This is a genomic window from Yersinia sp. 22-579, assembly GCF_030433455.1.
In the GTDB taxonomy this organism is placed as follows: domain Bacteria; phylum Pseudomonadota; class Gammaproteobacteria; order Enterobacterales; family Enterobacteriaceae; genus Yersinia; species Yersinia enterocolitica.
The window spans coordinates 77,915-94,744 of record NZ_JAUJTZ010000009.1 but is presented as its reverse complement, the minus strand read 5'-3'; the positions used below and the strand labels follow the sequence as shown (position 1 = coordinate 94,744).

The window sequence follows — 16,830 nt, the reverse complement described above, 5'->3', positions numbered from 1 at the left end:
CGAAAATCTCTTGATATCTTTTCGTTATGTTAACTATTGTCTGCTTTCTCCGAAAAGACCAACACACAGTAATATTTCAACGCCGAATAGATTGTTGCTAATTACGACTCAATTTCTATTGGCTTGGTGTTTAAGTCTTTCAGCAGAAACATAGCTATCCTGTAAAAATTAAATGTCACCTTTGTCATTAATGCTAAATGACATGAGGATCACTGCGCCTTAAATTCTGTCTTTTTTATGTAAAGACAAGGAATGGTATAAAGGCAACGTGTTGCGCAGAAAAGCAGACTTACTTATTAATGAGTTTTAATTCATTGATACGGGCTGCTATACACAAAATTTATTAAACGACTAAATCCAACTTGCAAAAATGTTGGACGGGTTCATATACCCTAAATAAAATAAGAGAGAAAAATAAATGAAAAAATTAAATATCGCGGCGAGTACATCTGCCATGCCTTGTTTCGAATCACAGCGGGAAGTTGTAGATGTTTTACACACCGATTTTACTGATGTAGCTGCTGTGGTACTTTCTGTTCAAGACATTAATAATGGTGTCATTGAAAGCATTCATTCATTAGGTCTGGACATTCCAATTTTTGCGGCTGTCTGTTGTGAAGAAGAACTGAATACCGATGTATTACCATCTTTAAATGGGGTATTTGAACTGTGCGGTGACAATACTGACTTTTACGGTAAACAACTGGAATCCGCAGCTGAAAAATATGAAAAAGAGTTGCTACCTCCGTTCTTCAGTACATTAAAAAAATATGTTGAGATGGGGAATTCTACTTTTGCCTGTCCGGGACACCAAGGTGGTCAGTTCTTCCGTAAACATCCGGCTGGACGTCAATTCTTTGACTTCTACGGTGAAACTATTTTCCGTTCTGATATGTGTAACGCTGACGTCAAATTAGGCGATTTGCTTATTCATGAAGGCGCACCTTGTGATGCTCAAAAACATGCTGCAAAAGTATTTAATGCCGATAAAACCTATTTCGTACTGAACGGGACATCAGCTTCTAATAAAGTCGCCACCAATGCCCTATTAGCCCGTGGTGATCTGGTACTGTTTGACCGTAATAACCATAAATCCAACCATCATGGCGCACTGATTCAAGCAGGGGCTACACCGGTTTATCTGGAAACTGCCCGTAACCCGTTTGGCTTTATCGGTGGTATTGATGCTCACTGTTTTGAAGAGAAATACCTGCGTGAACAGATACGTAGCGTAGCCCCAGAACGTGCCAACGAAGCGCGCCCATTCCGCCTGGCGATTATCCAATTAGGCACTTATGACGGTACCATTTATAACGCTCGTCAGGTTGTGGATAAAATCGGCCACCTTTGTGACTATATTCTGTTCGACTCTGCTTGGGTCGGTTATGAGCAGTTTATTCCTATGATGAAAGATTGCTCACCATTATTACTTGAACTGAATGAAAACGATCCAGGTATTATCGTTACGCAATCAGTACATAAACAACAAGCCGGTTTCTCGCAAACCTCGCAAATTCATAAGAAAGATAAACATATTAAAGGCCAGGATCGTTATTGTAACCATAAGCGTTTTAATAATGCCTTTATGTTGCACGCTTCCACCAGCCCATTCTATCCATTATTCGCAGCATTAGATGTTAATGCGAAAATGCATGAAGGGAAAAGTGGTCAGCGCATGTGGTTAGATTGTGTGAAGACCGGTATTGAAGCCCGTAAAATGATCTTAAATACCTGTAATATGATTAAACCTTTTGTGCCGGTAGAAGTTGATGGTAAACCTTGGCAAGAATATGACACCGAGGCTATGGCTCAAGATTTACGCTTCTTTAATTTCATTCCAGGCGAAAAATGGCATGCTTTTGAAGGTTATGAAGCATCACAATACTTTGTCGACCCTTGTAAATTGTTATTAACTACACCAGGAATTGATACCAATACCGGCGAATATACCGCTTCAGGTATTCCGGCAACTATTCTGGCTAACTTCCTACGTGAAAATGGCATCGTGCCAGAAAAATGTGACCTTAACTCCATTCTGTTCTTATTAACGCCAGCAGAAGACTTGGCGAAAATGCAACATTTGGTGGCACAAATTGCTCGCTTTGAACGTTTCATTGAAGAAGATGCATTACTGAGTGATGTATTACCAACAGTTTATCGTAATAACGAAACTCGTTATAAAGGCTATACCATCGGTAAATTATGTCAGGAAATGCATGACCTTTATGTCAGCTACGATGTTAAACAGCTGCAAAAAGAAATGTTCCGCAAACAATATTTCCCTAAAGTTATGATGAATCCTCAGGATGCCAATATTGAATTCGTTCGTGGACATGCTGAATTAGTTCCATTATGTAAAGCAGAAGGCCGAATTGCCGCTGAAGGCGCACTTCCTTACCCACCGGGAGTATTGTGTGTTGTCCCTGGTGAAGTTTGGGGTGGTGCTGCTCAACGTTATTTCCTGGCACTTGAAGAAAGTATTAACCTATTGCCAGGCTTTGCACCTGAATTACAAGGTGTTTATTTACAAGTCGATGAAGACGGATGGAACCGCGCATACGGCTATATGATGAAAAACAAGTAAAAAAGAAGATTTCTATTATACAACACCAATAACTCAAACCTGCGGGAAAATATTCCCGCAGTCTCTGAAATTTAAAAAGAGATAATAAAAATGAGTAAAACAAATAATAAGATGGGAGTAGTACAGCTAACTATTCTGACTGCCGTCAATATGATGGGGTCAGGCATAATTATGCTGCCAACCAAACTCGCCGAAGTTGGGACGATTTCTATCGTTTCATGGTTAGTCACCGCCGTCGGTTCCATGGCGCTGGCTTATGCATTTGCCCAGTGCGGGATGTTCAGCCGTAAATCGGGTGGGATGGGCGGTTATGCAGAATACGCTTTCGGTAAATCCGGCAACTTCATGGCCAACTATACCTATGGTGCGTCTCTATTGATTGCCAATATCGCTATTGCCATATCGGCGGTCGGGTACGGAACTGAATTACTGGGTGCTACCTTAACACCACTGGGTATTTGTATCGCGACTATCGGCGTACTGTGGTTGGCAACGGTGGCTAACTTCGGTGGCGCACGTATTACCGGGCAAATCAGTAGTGTCACTATCTGGGGGGTGATTATTCCGGTAGTGGGGATTTCGATTATTGGTTGGTTCTGGTTTAGCGGCTCCGCTTACGCGGCGGCATGGAACCCACATGGCGTGCCTACTTTTGAAGCTATCGGCTCTTCCATCTCAATGACATTATGGGCTTTCCTGGGGCTGGAATCTGCCTGTGCCAATACCGACGCCGTAGAAAACCCTGAACGTAACGTTCCGATTGCAGTATTGGGCGGGACTTTAGGTGCAGCGGTTATCTATATTATTTCGACCAACGTCATCGCCGGTATTGTCCCTAATATGGACTTGGCGAACTCAACAGCGCCATTTGGCCTGGCATTCGCTTATATGTTTACCCCGGCTGTGGGTAAAATCATCATGGCATTGATGATTATGTCTTGTGTGGGTTCATTGCTCGGCTGGCAGTTCACCATCGCTCAGGTATTTAAATCCTCTGCCGATGAAGGTTTCTTCCCGAAAATCTTCTCTAAAGTCAGTAAAGCTGATGCGCCAATCAAAGGGATGCTGACTATTGTTGTCATCCAGAGTGTTTTGTCACTAATGACTATTAGTCCATCATTGAATAAACAATTCAATGTGCTGGTCAATCTGGCCGTCGTAACCAATATCATCCCTTATATTCTGTCGATGGCAGCGTTGGTGATTATTCAGAAAACCGCCAATGTTCCACCTGCAAAAGCGCGCAAAGCCAATATCATTGCCTTTATCGGTGCGATGTATAGCTTCTATGCGCTTTATAGTTCAGGCCAGGAAGCCATGACTTGGGGTGCGATTGTCACCTTCCTCGGTTGGACATTGTACGGTTTGGTTTCACCACGCTTTGAATTTGCAGCAAAGACTAAATAAGCAATCGAATGGTTCATATTGAGCCAAATAGAACCAATTTAAACTGATCAGGTGCCAGCAGATAAAAAAGTCAGGATGCAATGGGAAATTCCGGTAATAATGTTCCGAACTGCTACCCCCGGACTGGAATAAGATTATGTCGGACAGCCTTTGGCATCTCTATCTGCTGCGCACCACCAGTGGCATGCTGTATACCGGCATTACCACTGATGTGGCCAGGAGACTGACGCAACATCAAGCTGGAAAAGGCGCAAAAGCGCTGCGGGGCAAAGGAGAGTTAGCGCTGGTATTTCATTGTGAAGCAGGGGATCGCTCAACGGCGTTGAAGCTGGAATATCGGGTCAAGCAGCTCAGTAAGCAACAAAAAGAAAAGCTGGTGATGAACCAGCCCTCTTCATTGGTATCGTTGCTAGACGTTAGAACCGATTAAACGGCGCAGAAAACACCACTTCGCCATCAGCATCTGTCAGTGCATCTTCTGCCAACGCATACACCTGAAAAGCTTCTTCAGTATCAGGCCAACGGCAGGTTAATTGATGACGGGCCGCTGGCACAAAGCCAAAACGCTGATAATAGGCGGGATCGCCTAATACCACCACCGCGGCATAGCCGAACTCATTGAGAGAGTCGAGGCCTTCGTAGACCAGCTTCTCAGCCAATCCTTGACGACGCAGACCTTCTTCCACTGCCAGCGGGGCCAGTGCAACCCATTGACGGTCTTCGCCGCCCACATCTACCGGGCTGAATGCCGCATAACCCACTACACCGCCTTCATCATCGGTTGCCACAATACCCAGCGTCAGTAAGCCATCTTCGCGTAATTGTTGCACTAATTCTGCTTCATCATCGCCCTTGAATGCCTTGCGTAATAAGGCGTCGATCCCCGGAGCATCCACTGGAATTTCAACCCGGATCAGCACGATGCTAATGTACGGGAAGTACTCGCCGCACCCTCTTGCTGACCCGCTTCAATAAATTCCGCCAGTTGTTGTAGGCCGACTCGCAGTAGCGTCGGCATGGATTCCAATTCAATGGCATCCATCAGATTTTTCACATACAGGCCCAATTCGGTATCCCCTTCAATTCGCAGCCGGCGCTGGAAAAATAGCGTATCCGGATCTTCTTTACGGGCAGCGATCAGAATCAGATCGTTGGCATCACCGCTGAAGCTAACATCCGCTTCAGCCTGTTGGCTCACCACCAGCCTACCGTTTTCCACGGTCATAAACCATTGCAATGCGAGGTCACGCACTTCAATTTTTAACCAGCGAGACTCCAGAAACTCCAGATCTCCGTCCAGCAGCGCCTGACGGAATTGCCAGCCCAACACTTGCTCCAACACCTGGCGTTGCAAAGCAAATGGCGTAAGTTTTAACGGCCCCCGCAGCAGCGCTGGCCCTTGGCGTACAAGGCGTGCTCGTAGTTCTCCCAACACAGGCTGACTCCTCTTAACCCAGATAAATAGGTAACTATGTTATATCAATAAATTTTGCACCAAGTTGTCTCTGAAAGTCTTGCTAAATATCAGAAGAATGGCACCAATGCGAAAGAAACTGCCCTAAATCAAGGTCAGTTCACGGCGGGTTAACTAAAATCGCCATTCGCTAAACTCTACTATCATCTTCGGATAGGGAAAATTCTATGGAGCTGCTTTGTCCTGCCGGTAATTTACCCGCATTAAAGGCCGCAATCGATAATGGTGCTGACGCGGTTTATATCGGCTTGAAAGATGATACTAACGCCCGCCATTTTGCCGGACTGAATTTCACCGATAAAAAATTACAGGAAGCCGTCAATTACGTTCACAGCCGCAAACGGAAATTGCATATCGCCATTAATACGTTTGCTCATCCTGACGGCTATTCCCGCTGGCAACGGGCCGTTGATATGGCGGCACAACTTGGGGCTGATGCCCTGATTCTGGCGGATTTGGCGATGTTGGAATATGCCGCCGAACGCTACCCGGAAGTTGAGCGCCATGTGTCGGTACAAGCATCAGCGACCAATGATGAAGCTATCCGCTTCTATCAACGTCATTTTGATGTCGCACGGGTGGTTTTACCGCGGGTGCTATCCATGCATCAGGTAAAACAACTGTCCCGCACCAGCCCGGTTCCATTGGAAGTTTTTGCCTTTGGCAGTTTGTGCATTATGGCTGAAGGGCGGTGCTATCTTTCATCCTATTTGACCGGTGAATCACCCAATACCGTCGGTGCCTGCTCCCCGGCACGCTTTGTACGCTGGCAGCAAACCCCGCAAGGGATGGAGTCTCGCCTCAATGAAGTGCTGATCGACCGTTATGAAGATAACGAAAATGCTGGCTATCCGACCTTGTGCAAAGGGCGCTATTTGGTGGATGGGCAGCGCTATCATGCACTGGAAGAGCCGACCAGCCTCAATACACTTGAACTGCTACCGGAATTATTTGCCGCCAATATTGCCTCGGTGAAAATTGAAGGGCGTCAGCGCAGCCCAGCTTATGTCAGCCAGGTGGCGAAAGTGTGGCGGCAGGCGATTGACCGCTATCTGGCCAACCCTGCGCAATTTTCCGCCAAAGAAGAATGGATGGAACAACTGGGCGCTATGTCCGAAGGCACCCAAACCACCCTAGGCGCTTATCATCGCAAGTGGCAGTAGCCGGAGGAAATATGAAGTACGCCTTAGGCGCAGTACTCTATTACTGGCCAAAAACCGATATTGAAACTTTTTATCAGGCCGCTGCCAGCAGCAGTGCCGATATTATTTATCTTGGTGAGAATGTTTGTACCAAACGCCGCGAAATGAAAGTGGGTGATTGGTTAGCACTCGCCAAAGACGTTGCCGCCAGCGGCAAACAGGTAGTGATTTCCACACTGGCCCTGCTGCAAGCGCCGTCAGAATTAAATGAATTAAAGCGCTATGTCGAAAACGGCGATTTCTTGTTAGAAGCTAATGACTTGGGTGCGGTCAATATGGCGGCGGAGCGCGGTTTACCCTTTGTCGCCGGTCATGCCCTCAATTGCTACAACGCCTATACTCTGCGGATTTTGCACCGTCAGGGTATGATGCGCTGGTGTATGCCGGTTGAGCTTTCACGCGATTGGCTGGCTAATGTGCTGCAACAGTGTGAAGAGCTGGGGTTCCGCAATCAGTTTGAAGTCGAGGTATTGAGCTACGGTCACCTGCCGCTGGCTTATTCTGCCCGCTGCTTTACTGCGCGCTCAGAAGATCGGGCTAAAGACGAGTGTGAGACCTGCTGCATTAAATACCCGCAAGGGCGGCCGGTGCTGTCACAGGAAGACCAGCAGGTGTTTATCCTTAATGGGATTCAGACCCAAAGTGGCTATTGCTATAACCTCGGTAACGATCTGATTTCCATGCAAGGTTTGGTGGATATCGTCCGTCTTTCGCCGCAAGGCATGGAAACGCTGGGTGTCATTGATCAGTTCCGCGCCAACGAATTGGGATTAAACCCACTGACACTGGCCGATAAAGCCGATTGTAATGGCTACTGGCGACGGCTCGCCGGTCTGGAATTGGTGTCATAAGCCAATAACAATAAGCCGGGTGAGCATCACTGCCCTCCCGGTTATTTATACTTATCAACGCTTAATCACAGTGACACTTTCGTGCCATAATCTCGATAATCTGACTGTCTGTTTGCCGCATCGCACCACAGGCCAGCGCACACAGATTAGCGATTGACTGATCGACATCATCTGCAACGATCCCCTCATTGCCGGTGACCCCGCTGCTGTCTAATGCCATCAACACCGCCTTATACGCCGCACTAACACTGGTGGAAACTTTCATCGCGCAACTGTTGGCCGCGCCATCACAGATAATCCCGCTGATATCACCAATCATACTGCCAATGGCCAATGCTACCGGTTCATAACGCGGCTCCAGCAGCCACGCCATCCCTGCCGCGGCCCCCATTGCGGCGGTGGTGGCGGCACATAATGCAGACAAAGTGGGTAACTGGCTGTGAATATAAATCGCCATCAAATGGGAAAGAATAAGCGCCCGCGCCAGCTCTTCCTCACTGGCTCCGACGTGTTCTGCCACCACCACTACTGGCATGGTAGCGGCAATCCCCTGATTTCCGCTACCGGAATTACTCATCGCGGGCAACAGTGCTCCGCCCATACGTGCATCAGATGCCGCCGCCGAGCGAATCATGATATCCGACAGCAAATCCTTAACCAGCAGCCCCCGCCCGCGCTGACGCATCAGTGAAGCACCAATGTGCAAGCCATAGTTGCCCGTTAGCCCTTCTTGCGACAGTGCCCCATTCAATTTGGCGGCCTGTAAAATAAAGGCAATCTGCTCAAATGGCACTTGGGTAGCAAATTGATAAACCTGACGAGCCGTCGCCTGTTTCAGACAATCATGAGCATGGCATGCCGCCTGTTCTGACGGGGACTCTGGCGCCAGTTCAAACAGAACATTGCCATTGATGACAATTCTCACCACTTGAGTGTGGCCACCGGCAATAGTGACACAAGCCCATTGATCTCCCTGATATAACGTGGCTTCAGCAAACAGGATTTCATCCCCCGCCTGCATATCGACTCGTACATCCCCCCGATCCAACATGGCTTTCGCCTCTGCTACCTGTTGCGAGCTGAGGTTTTTCAACACCTCCAGCCCGCCGTCAGGATCACCGCCTAATGCCCCGACTGCGGCGGCGATGGGTAATCCCACCATGCCGGTGCCAGGCACTGTCACACCCATACCATTTTTCATCAGGTTTGGTGAAACCCGCGCCTCAATACGCTCAGCTTTCGCGGGCAAATATGAAGCAGCAATGGCTGATGCCAACGCCAAGGCGATCGGCTCAGTACACCCTACGGCGGGTTGCACATCCCGTTGAATGACATGGATAAACGCCGTCCATAAAGCAGAATCAGTTGTGTTACTCATAATAAATACCTTCAAACATTTACAGCAGGTAATGTCAGATGCCGTTATTTCAAGAGAATGCCAGGAATGGAGAAATACACAGTAAAACGCCGGTAATAATAATGACGGTCAGAGACAGACCTTTATATTTATGTAGCGCCGGCACTTTATAAACTAAATAGGCAGGAATCAAACACCCCACCATACCGAATATTGGGCTACAAATAGAAGTAAAGCTCAAGACGGGTGCGTTTAATATAATCGCGCCCCATGCCAGTAATACAGCAAAGACCATGATTCCATTTTGCACCCAGCGCTCATTAATATTTTCAGGTGGCATGATTCGACGTAATATATTAAGCACAATACCTTGTGTCGCTTCGCGGAAACCTAAATAAACACCAAAGAATGCCGTCATTACTGCAAAGATATTTAAAATAACACTGACTACCGTTGCCCATCCGCCGGGGAAGAATTTAGCGGCGATGGCTAGTGCTGAAATGTTTTGCTCATAAGCTTTAACCGCTTCATCGTGTCCCATTGCCAGCGTAAAGGAAACCGCATAGAAGAACACCGTGCAGAATAAAATACCAAAAGCAATATTCATCGCCCGCAGGGCTTTATGACGAGCCACTTCCAGTGACTTTTCCTTGGCTCGATATGAGATGACCATTGGACTGAGTGTTTGAATAAACAAAATAGACGTCAGGGTAAACGGCAGTGTAATTATTGCATTTTTTATCAGTAAACCCACGGGTGGCAGCATACCAACGTTGTACAAGTGCCACATCCCTACCATCGAAATACCCAATGCAGCCACCACCAATAACTTGGTAATCACCATAAAGCTCGACAGTTTGAACAGCAGTTTTTCACCTCGTGAGGAGATTGCCACCAGCACGCAAATTAGCACTAAACCATAGAAAGGATTATCGGATAATAACCCTTCGGTTACACCGAATGTTTGTAAATAGGAAGCGCTGTCATTGGTGATGGCAGTGGAATAAACAAACATCCAGATGACCAGCATAATAAAATAGAGCGCACCTAAAACGATCCCCCAGTTTTTTCCTAAATATCCACTGATAACACTCGGGTAATCTTTACATTCTGGTGATTCTGCCAATGTATTAATAAATAATCGTTGGAAGAGATACATGGCAGGATAACCAATAATAGATGAAAGCAAAAACACCCATAATCCCATCAACCCAACTTGCACCGGTAAAAATACAATCCCGGCACCGATAGCCATCCCAATACTCATTATTACCCAGCCAAAATCCGTGCTGTCAAATTTAATAGCTTCCTGCCATTCCCTCTCAGTCATATTGGCATTTTTAGCTGCCGGAGAATCAATTAAAATGACACTCTCATTTTTTTTTGCCGTTTCCATAATCGGTCTCGCCTTAATCTCTGGTTAGTAGGTTTTATTGTTATAAATATGTACAGAGCGAGTTATCCGCTATTTAACCCACTAGGGAAAATAGCCGAGGGCAGGTGTTCTTATTTTTTGGCTATATTACGCCGAGGAATAGAGAATGTTTTTTTCACTTAGCCTAATTAATTCATCACCAATGGAAAATTATTCTACAAAAAGAGTCTTATCCTGAATTTTAATCTACTAGTATGATCAATTAGCAGTATATTATTTCACAAAAAAGCAGGTCAATCATTAAGACATTGATAAATAAAGATTATATGTAACTTACCAGTATATATGCATTGCGGAACAATGTTTTTTCAACAGTAAATCTGTGACAATCATCAATAAAAATTAACCACTCAAATAGAAAGGTTAATGTGATATTTGTCGATATGCTCACATCTTTCAGAACCAATAGCACTTGAAACAGTATTAAATGTTTTATAATTTATTTATCGGTCAATAAATCAGAATAATTGACTGGGGAAATCAGCCAGCAGTGCTAAATTGGCGAAATGCTAAAGATAAAGATGCGGGTACGTTATGCACCCGCAGAAGGAGAGACTAGTCTTTGCTGGCGTCAGATATCCCGCCGCCCAGAACTTTATATAATGTAATCATATTATTAGCTTGTGTTTGTTGCACAGTAATCAAACTGGCTTGTGCCGAATACAAAGTGCGCTGAGCATCCAGCATATTCAAATAAGTATCGATTCCTTGTTTATAGCGTTTCTGCGCCAATTCAAAACTTTCCTGTGCTGCCGCCACATAAGCTTGCTGGGCCGCCAACTGCTCCTGAATGGTGGCTTTACGCGCCAGAGCATCAGCAACTTCCTTAAAAGCGGTCTGAATGGCTTTCTCATAGGCAGCGATATAACCGTTTTTCTGTGCTTGTGAATAATCCAGTGCTGCCTGATTCGCCCCGCCATCAAATATCGGTAAGGTAATAGCTGGGGTAAATGACCAAATCCCGGCTCCCTCACTGAGCAACGTTGACAGTGCCGAACTGCCCACGCCGCCACTGGCAGTCAAGGTCACGCTGGGGAAAAACGCCGCCCGAGCCGCCCCAATATTGGCATTAGCCGATTTCAATTTATGCTCAGCTGCCAAGACATCAGGCCGGTTCAACAACACATCAGAGGAAAGCCCAACAGATACCGCTTTGATAACCTGTGGCAAGGTAGCTGCCGCTGCTGGTAATAAATTCGCAGGTACCGGCTGCCCCACCAGCAAATCCAACGCATTTTTATCCTGCGCGACTGTCGTTTTGTATTGCGCAACATCGGCCCTTGCTGATTGATACAAGGTTTCCATCGCGGCCACATCAATACGTGACGCTACGCCATTTTTCTGCCGCAGTTGCGCTAACTTGAGCGACTGCTCCGCACTGTTTAGCGTTTCTTCGGCCAACAATAATTGATTCTGGTCAGCCGCTAAGGTCACCCAGGCGGTTGCCGTATCAGCAATCAAGGTAATACGCGTGGTTTTCGCGGCCTCTTCTGTTGCCAGATAGGTTTCAAACTCAGCACGAGACAAACTGCGTTTTTTGCCGAATAAATCCAGTTCAAAGGCACTGACACTGATCTCAGCACCATAACTCTGACTGATCGCCGTATTATTGTTGCCGTCGGATGTATCGGATAATGAGCGCCCGCGGCTCCCCTCTACTCCGGCATTGACCGTTGGCAGCTGAGCGGCACGTTGTACACCATATTGCGCACGAGCAGCTTCGATATCAGCAATAGCCTGACGTAAATCGCGGTTACTGCCTAATGCCAGGGTAATAACCTGGCGCAACTTAGGTTCAGTCACGGTTTCCTGCCACGGAATATCTGCCGCCGTGCTGCTACTGGCGGTTGAATAAGGTAACGTTGCCGGAACCGGTGCTGCCGGACGTTGATAATCTGGATCGAGAGAAATACATCCTGCCAGAAGCGCGGGTAACAATAATGTCAGTATGCGACTGAACATTTCAGACTCCTTTATGTTCAGTGGTTTTTTTTGACTTGCCGCTGAACACGCGACGAATCAATACAAAGAATAGAGGGACGAAAAAGACGGCCAGCGCGGTCGCCGTTAAGGTACCGCCAATAATACCGCTACCGATTGAGATACGGCTGTTGGCTCCAGCACCAGTAGAAATTGCCAGAGGCATGACCCCAGCAACAAACGCCAGTGACGTCATCAGGATAGGCCGCAAGCGCGTCGCAGCGCCCTGCAAAGCCGCCGCCACCAATGGCTCACCACGTAAATAGGCTGCCTCAGCAAATTCAACAATCAAAATGGCGTTTTTTGATGCCAGCCCAAGTGTCGTCAGCAAGGCCACCTGGAAGTAGATATCATTCTCCAGACCACGCAATGTCGCTGCGGCTACTGCCCCAATTATCCCTAACGGGATAACCATCATGACCGAGAAAGGCACCGACCAACTCTCATACAGGGCTGCCAAACACAGAAATACCACCAAGATTGAAATGGCATACAGTGACAATGCTTGCCCACTGGCTAATCGTTCCTGATAAGACAATCCGCTCCATGAATAACTGGTACCGGGTAATTCAGCTGCCAATTTCTCCATGCGATCCATTGCTGTACCTGAGCTGCTGCCGGAAACTGCCTGCCCCTGAATTTCATAAGACGCCTGCCCGTTATAGCGCGAAAGGGTTTCCGGGCCATAGATCCAACGTGTGGTCGCAAAAGCAGAAAATGATGTCATGGCATCACTGCTACCACGCACGAACCATTGATTGATATCTTCTGGTTTAGAACGGGAATCTACATCACCCTGCATATACACTTTTTTCACCCGCCCACGATCAATAAAATCATTGATATAGGTACCCCCCCAAGCAGCACTCAGTGTGGCGTTCACATCACTTATTGATAAACCTAATGCTGCGGCTTTATCGTTATCAATATCCACCTGTAGTTGCGGCATTTGTTGTAAGGTATTGGCGCGAACGGAGGTCAAAATAGGATCTTTACTGGCGTTGCCAATCAGTTGATCGCGCAAAGTAAGTAACTGCTCACGGCTGGTATCGCCAGCAGCCTGTAGCTCAAAAGTAAAGCCATTCGACTGACCCAATCCATCTACCGCGGGCGGTGTCATACTGAAAATTTGGGCGTCACGAATAACCGATAACGCCTTCATCGCGCGGTCAGCAATGGCTGTTGCGGTGTTTTCACTGCCCGGTCGTTCACTCCAGTTTTTCAATGCAATAAACGCCATACCGGCATTTTGCCCGCTGCCACTGAACCCAAAGCCAGAGATAGTGAAGACCGCTTTGGTATTGTCCTTTTCCTGTGTCAGGAAATAGTTTTCTACCGCCTTACTGACTTCCATAGTGCGCCCACTGGTTGCCCCGGCAGGCAAGGTATATTGCACCATGACATCACCTTGATCTTCAGTGGGTAAAAAGCCGGTCGGCAGACGAATAAACAGTATGCCCATCGCCACAATCAGCACGGCGTAAATCAGTAAATAGCGTAAAGATCGATGGATAACATTCCCGACCATGCTTTCATAACGCGTCTGCATTCGGTCATAACGACGGTTGAACCAGCCGAAGAACCCCGTGTTTGATGGCGGCTTATGATTGGGTTTAAGGAATGCGGCGCACAGTGCGGGTGTGAGGGTCAATGCCACCAGTACCGACAATGCCATCGCTGATACAATCGTGATGGAAAACTGGCGATAAATCACCCCGGTCGCACCACCAAAGAAAGCCATCGGCAAGAACACCGCCGAGAGCACCAGTGCAATCCCAACCAATGCACTGGAAATTTCACCCATTGATTTCTCAGTGGCTTCACGAGGTGGGAGATTATCTTCCCGCATCACCCGCTCGACGTTTTCCACCACGACAATGGCATCGTCTACCAATAAACCGATAGACAGCACCATACCAAAAAGTGTCAACGTATTGATTGAGTAGCCAAATATTGCCAGTACGCCAAATGTTCCCAGCAATACGACGGGAACCGCAATCGCGGGTATCAAGGTAGCGCGGATATTTTGCAGGAAAACGTACATCACGATAACCACCAGCAAGATGGCTTCGATCAGTGTTTTGACGACTTCCTCGACCGACACTTTAATAAAATCAGTGCTGTCTTTGGGATAGGCAATTTTGTAGCCGTCAGGTAGGCTCAACTCGAACTCGACTGCTTTCGCCTTGACTCTCTCGGCGGTCGCTAACGCATTGGCACCCGGCGCTAACATCACCGCGATCCCCGCGGCCGGATGACCATTTAGACGAGTGGTCACGCTGTAGTCTTCATTACCCAGCTCAACACGGGCCACATCACTCAGCCGTACCACCGCGCCGGTGCTGTCACTTTTAACAATAATATTGTTAAATTGCTCCGGTGTTTTCAGGCGGGATTGCGCCATGACCGTCGCGGTCAATTGCTGTTCTTTGCCACTCGGTAATGCTCCGATTTTACCAGCAGAAACCTGTGTGTTCTGTGCTTCAACGGCAGTTTGAATATCACTGGGCATCAGGCTGTAAGCCGCCAATTTGGTTGGATTTAACCAAATCCGCATCGCATATTGCGAACCAAACACTTGCACACTCCCCACCCCTTCGAGACGAGCCAGTGGGTCTTGCAAGTTGCTGACCATATAGTCGGCAATATCCGTCCCGGTGTGTTTGTCCTTTTCATCATACAGCGCCATGATCAACAAGAAGTTTGTCTGCGATTTGGTCACTGTGACCCCTTGCGACTGCACCTCGGTTGGCAAGCGAGTTAGCGCCTGCTGCACCTTATTTTGCACCTGTACCTGTGCAGTATCGGCATTGGTTCCCGGTTTAAAGGTCGCGACAATATTGGCCTTGCCATCAGAGCTACTGGAGGAAGAGAAATAGAGCAAACCATCCAACCCTGTCAGTTCTTGCTCTATCACCTGTGTCACACTGTTTTCGAGTGTTTCAGCCGAAGCTCCGGTGTAAGTGGCTTTAATAGAAACGGATGGCGGTGCCACATCGGGATATTGGGCTATCGGCAAGGTTTGCATCGCAACCGCTCCGCCCAACATGATAACAATGGCAATGACCCAGGCGAAAACCGGACGATGGATAAAGAAACGAGCAAACATCGATTATTTCTCCCCGGTTGATGACGTGGCAGATTCAGCCACAACAGGCAGCCTGGTGCTCACCTCTACCGGTTTAACTTCATCACCGACAGTGACTTTTTCCGTTCCCTCAACAATCAGGCGATCACCCGCAACCAACCCGCTGTTAATCAGCCAGTAGTTATCAATGGCACGCTCGGTGACCACTTCACGCCGCTCAACTTGCTGCTGTTGATTGACGACCAGCGCAGTAGCATGGCCTTTCGCATCATGGGTGATGCCTTGCTGAGGCGCTAAAATCGCAGCATTATTCACACTGTTACGCACCGAGGCGCGCACAAACATGCCCGGTAATAATTGATGTTCTGGGTTAGGAAATTCAGCCCGCAGAGTCACCGCGCCAGTCGCTTCATCCACGGCCACTTCGGCCAGTTGCAGCGAACCCTCATGAGCATAAGTTGAGCCATCTTCCAACGTCAGCTGAACAGGGGCATTCACCACCGTTTCATTACCGGCCTGCTGCTGTTTGCGTAGAGCAAGTAATTGCGCACTGGATTGAGTTAAATCAACATAAATGGGGTCGAGGTTACGGATGGTTGCTAATGCCGTGGTTTGGTTAGCCGTCACCAGCGCCCCGGGCGTCACAGAGGAGATACCGATGCGACCTGAAATGGGTGCCCGCACTTGGGTATAGGCCAAATTGATACGTGCGGCTTCCAGCGCGGCTGTTTTTTCAGCCACATTGGCCAATGCTTGTTGATAGCTGGTTTGGGCATCATCGGCATCTTGCTGTGATACACCATTCTCTTTAGCTAATGCGGCATAACGCTGGGCTTTCAGCCTGGCGGATTTTACGCTGACCTGAACATTTTGCAGCGCGGCTTTTGCGGTGTCATAAGCCGCCTGATAACTGGCTGGGTCTATTTGATACAACACTTGGCCAGCACTGACCTCAGCCCCTTCAGTGAATAAGCGCTTCTGGATGATCCCATCGACTTGCGGCCTGACTTCAGATGTCATCACCGCAACCGTTCGGCCCGATAAATCGCTGCTCAATGTCACGGGTTCGGTTTTTAAGGTCACCACTCCCACCTCTTTGAGTGAGGGCGTAGCTGAAGGTGAAGAGCTTTGATCGCAAGCGGCCAGCGTGCACACCAAACACGCCAAAATAATCTTACTGCGCATAAATTTGTACCGTAAATTGTGATGAGAATAATCATTCGCAATTGTACGGATATCGGCTGTTTGCTTTTTTCAGTGTTATGTAAGGATTGCGAAAAAAAATATTTCAGCCCAACGAGAGGTAAGGTTTACCAGCTCTTTAATCGCCGCATTTATTACCCCGTCAGCAACTGTTATTTAGATTATGCTGCTAAGGGTAATAGCCTCGCATTTCTGTGAGCAAATTAGTTAGATCCTCAACGTCATTGGTGGTGCAGGTAGGCAGCCAGC

Annotated in this window: 12 protein-coding genes; 5 read left to right on the top strand and 7 right to left on the bottom strand. The window is 47.6% G+C overall.

Features of this window, described 5'->3' with window-relative positions:
- Positions 1-418: 418 nt before the first annotated feature.
- From speF to QSV56_RS12580, 3 genes are all read left to right on the top strand, one after another.
- Positions 419-2,584, top strand: coding sequence for an ornithine decarboxylase SpeF (gene speF / locus QSV56_RS12590; protein WP_005175347.1), 2,166 nt, complete (start codon positions 419-421; stop codon positions 2,582-2,584).
- 90 nt (positions 2,585-2,674) lie between these two features.
- Positions 2,675-3,991, top strand: a complete 1,317-nt coding sequence (potE, locus tag QSV56_RS12585; protein WP_005175349.1) for a putrescine-ornithine antiporter — start codon at positions 2,675-2,677, stop codon at positions 3,989-3,991.
- Positions 3,992-4,127: 136 nt separating this feature from the next.
- Positions 4,128-4,421, top strand: coding sequence for a GIY-YIG nuclease family protein (locus QSV56_RS12580; RefSeq protein ID WP_005156248.1), 294 nt, complete (start codon positions 4,128-4,130; stop codon positions 4,419-4,421).
- Here the strand turns inward: QSV56_RS12580 and QSV56_RS12575 are convergent.
- Both QSV56_RS12575 and QSV56_RS12570 read right to left on the bottom strand, forming a co-directional pair.
- A complete protein-coding gene (locus tag QSV56_RS12575; RefSeq protein ID WP_046051695.1) occupies positions 4,408-4,911 on the bottom strand; it encodes a GNAT family N-acetyltransferase in 504 nt (167 codons plus the stop codon). The two genes, QSV56_RS12580 and QSV56_RS12575, sit on opposite strands and share 14 nt — an antisense overlap.
- The gene (locus QSV56_RS12570) at positions 4,905-5,426 is read right to left on the bottom strand and encodes an SCP2 domain-containing protein (protein WP_011815454.1); all 522 of its coding nucleotides are present in this window, start codon (positions 5,424-5,426) and stop codon (positions 4,905-4,907) included. Before QSV56_RS12570 ends, QSV56_RS12575 begins: the two co-directional genes overlap by 7 nt.
- A 206-nt stretch (positions 5,427-5,632) precedes the next feature.
- Here QSV56_RS12570 and QSV56_RS12565 point away from each other — a divergent pair, with 206 nt between their 5' ends.
- Entirely contained in the window at positions 5,633-6,628 is a 996-nt protein-coding gene (locus QSV56_RS12565; RefSeq protein ID WP_019080678.1) for a peptidase U32 family protein, read from the top strand.
- A gap of 11 nt (positions 6,629-6,639) precedes the next feature.
- Positions 6,640-7,518: a U32 family peptidase gene (locus tag QSV56_RS12560; RefSeq protein WP_019084241.1), complete on the top strand. Its 879-nt coding sequence runs from the start codon at positions 6,640-6,642 to the stop codon at positions 7,516-7,518.
- A 61-nt stretch (positions 7,519-7,579) separates the two neighbouring features.
- On the opposite strand, the gene QSV56_RS12555 is transcribed toward QSV56_RS12560, so the two are convergent.
- The 5 genes from QSV56_RS12555 to QSV56_RS12535 form a co-directional block, all read right to left on the bottom strand.
- Positions 7,580-8,896 (bottom strand): serine dehydratase subunit alpha family protein, encoded by a 1,317-nt coding sequence (locus tag QSV56_RS12555; RefSeq protein WP_046051696.1) that lies wholly within the window; start codon positions 8,894-8,896, stop codon positions 7,580-7,582.
- Positions 8,897-8,945: 49 nt separating this feature from the next.
- Positions 8,946-10,271, bottom strand: coding sequence for an amino acid permease (locus QSV56_RS12550; RefSeq protein ID WP_005175361.1), 1,326 nt, complete (start codon positions 10,269-10,271; stop codon positions 8,946-8,948).
- Positions 10,272-10,865: 594 nt separating this feature from the next.
- On the bottom strand, positions 10,866-12,272 hold the full coding sequence (locus QSV56_RS12545; RefSeq protein WP_046051698.1) for an efflux transporter outer membrane subunit: 1,407 nt from the start codon (positions 12,270-12,272) through the stop codon (positions 10,866-10,868).
- 1 nt (position 12,273) lies between these two features.
- On the bottom strand, positions 12,274-15,399 hold the full coding sequence (locus QSV56_RS12540) for an efflux RND transporter permease subunit (protein WP_050157156.1): 3,126 nt from the start codon (positions 15,397-15,399) through the stop codon (positions 12,274-12,276).
- 3 nt (positions 15,400-15,402) lie between these two features.
- Positions 15,403-16,563, bottom strand: a complete 1,161-nt coding sequence (locus QSV56_RS12535) for an efflux RND transporter periplasmic adaptor subunit (RefSeq protein ID WP_046051699.1) — start codon at positions 16,561-16,563, stop codon at positions 15,403-15,405.
- Between the last annotated feature and the right edge of the window lie 267 nt (positions 16,564-16,830).

What these genes read in the sequence shown, in the direction of transcription:
- speF (WP_005175347.1), top strand. Translation starts at nt 419, where the DNA reads ATGAAAAAATTAAATATCGCGGCGAGTACATCTGCCATGCCTTGTTTC.
- potE (WP_005175349.1), top strand. Translation starts at nt 2,675, where the DNA reads ATGAGTAAAACAAATAATAAGATGGGAGTAGTACAGCTAACTATTCTG.
- QSV56_RS12580 (WP_005156248.1), top strand. Translation starts at nt 4,128, where the DNA reads ATGTCGGACAGCCTTTGGCATCTCTATCTGCTGCGCACCACCAGTGGC.
- QSV56_RS12565 (WP_019080678.1), top strand. Translation starts at nt 5,633, where the DNA reads ATGGAGCTGCTTTGTCCTGCCGGTAATTTACCCGCATTAAAGGCCGCA.
- QSV56_RS12560 (WP_019084241.1), top strand. Translation starts at nt 6,640, where the DNA reads ATGAAGTACGCCTTAGGCGCAGTACTCTATTACTGGCCAAAAACCGAT.
- QSV56_RS12555 (WP_046051696.1), bottom strand. Translation starts at nt 8,896, where the DNA reads ATGAGTAACACAACTGATTCTGCTTTATGGACGGCGTTTATCCATGTC.
- QSV56_RS12550 (WP_005175361.1), bottom strand. Translation starts at nt 10,271, where the DNA reads ATGGAAACGGCAAAAAAAAATGAGAGTGTCATTTTAATTGATTCTCCG.
- QSV56_RS12545 (WP_046051698.1), bottom strand. Translation starts at nt 12,272, where the DNA reads ATGTTCAGTCGCATACTGACATTATTGTTACCCGCGCTTCTGGCAGGA.
- QSV56_RS12540 (WP_050157156.1), bottom strand. Translation starts at nt 15,399, where the DNA reads ATGTTTGCTCGTTTCTTTATCCATCGTCCGGTTTTCGCCTGGGTCATT.
- QSV56_RS12535 (WP_046051699.1), bottom strand. Translation starts at nt 16,563, where the DNA reads ATGCGCAGTAAGATTATTTTGGCGTGTTTGGTGTGCACGCTGGCCGCT.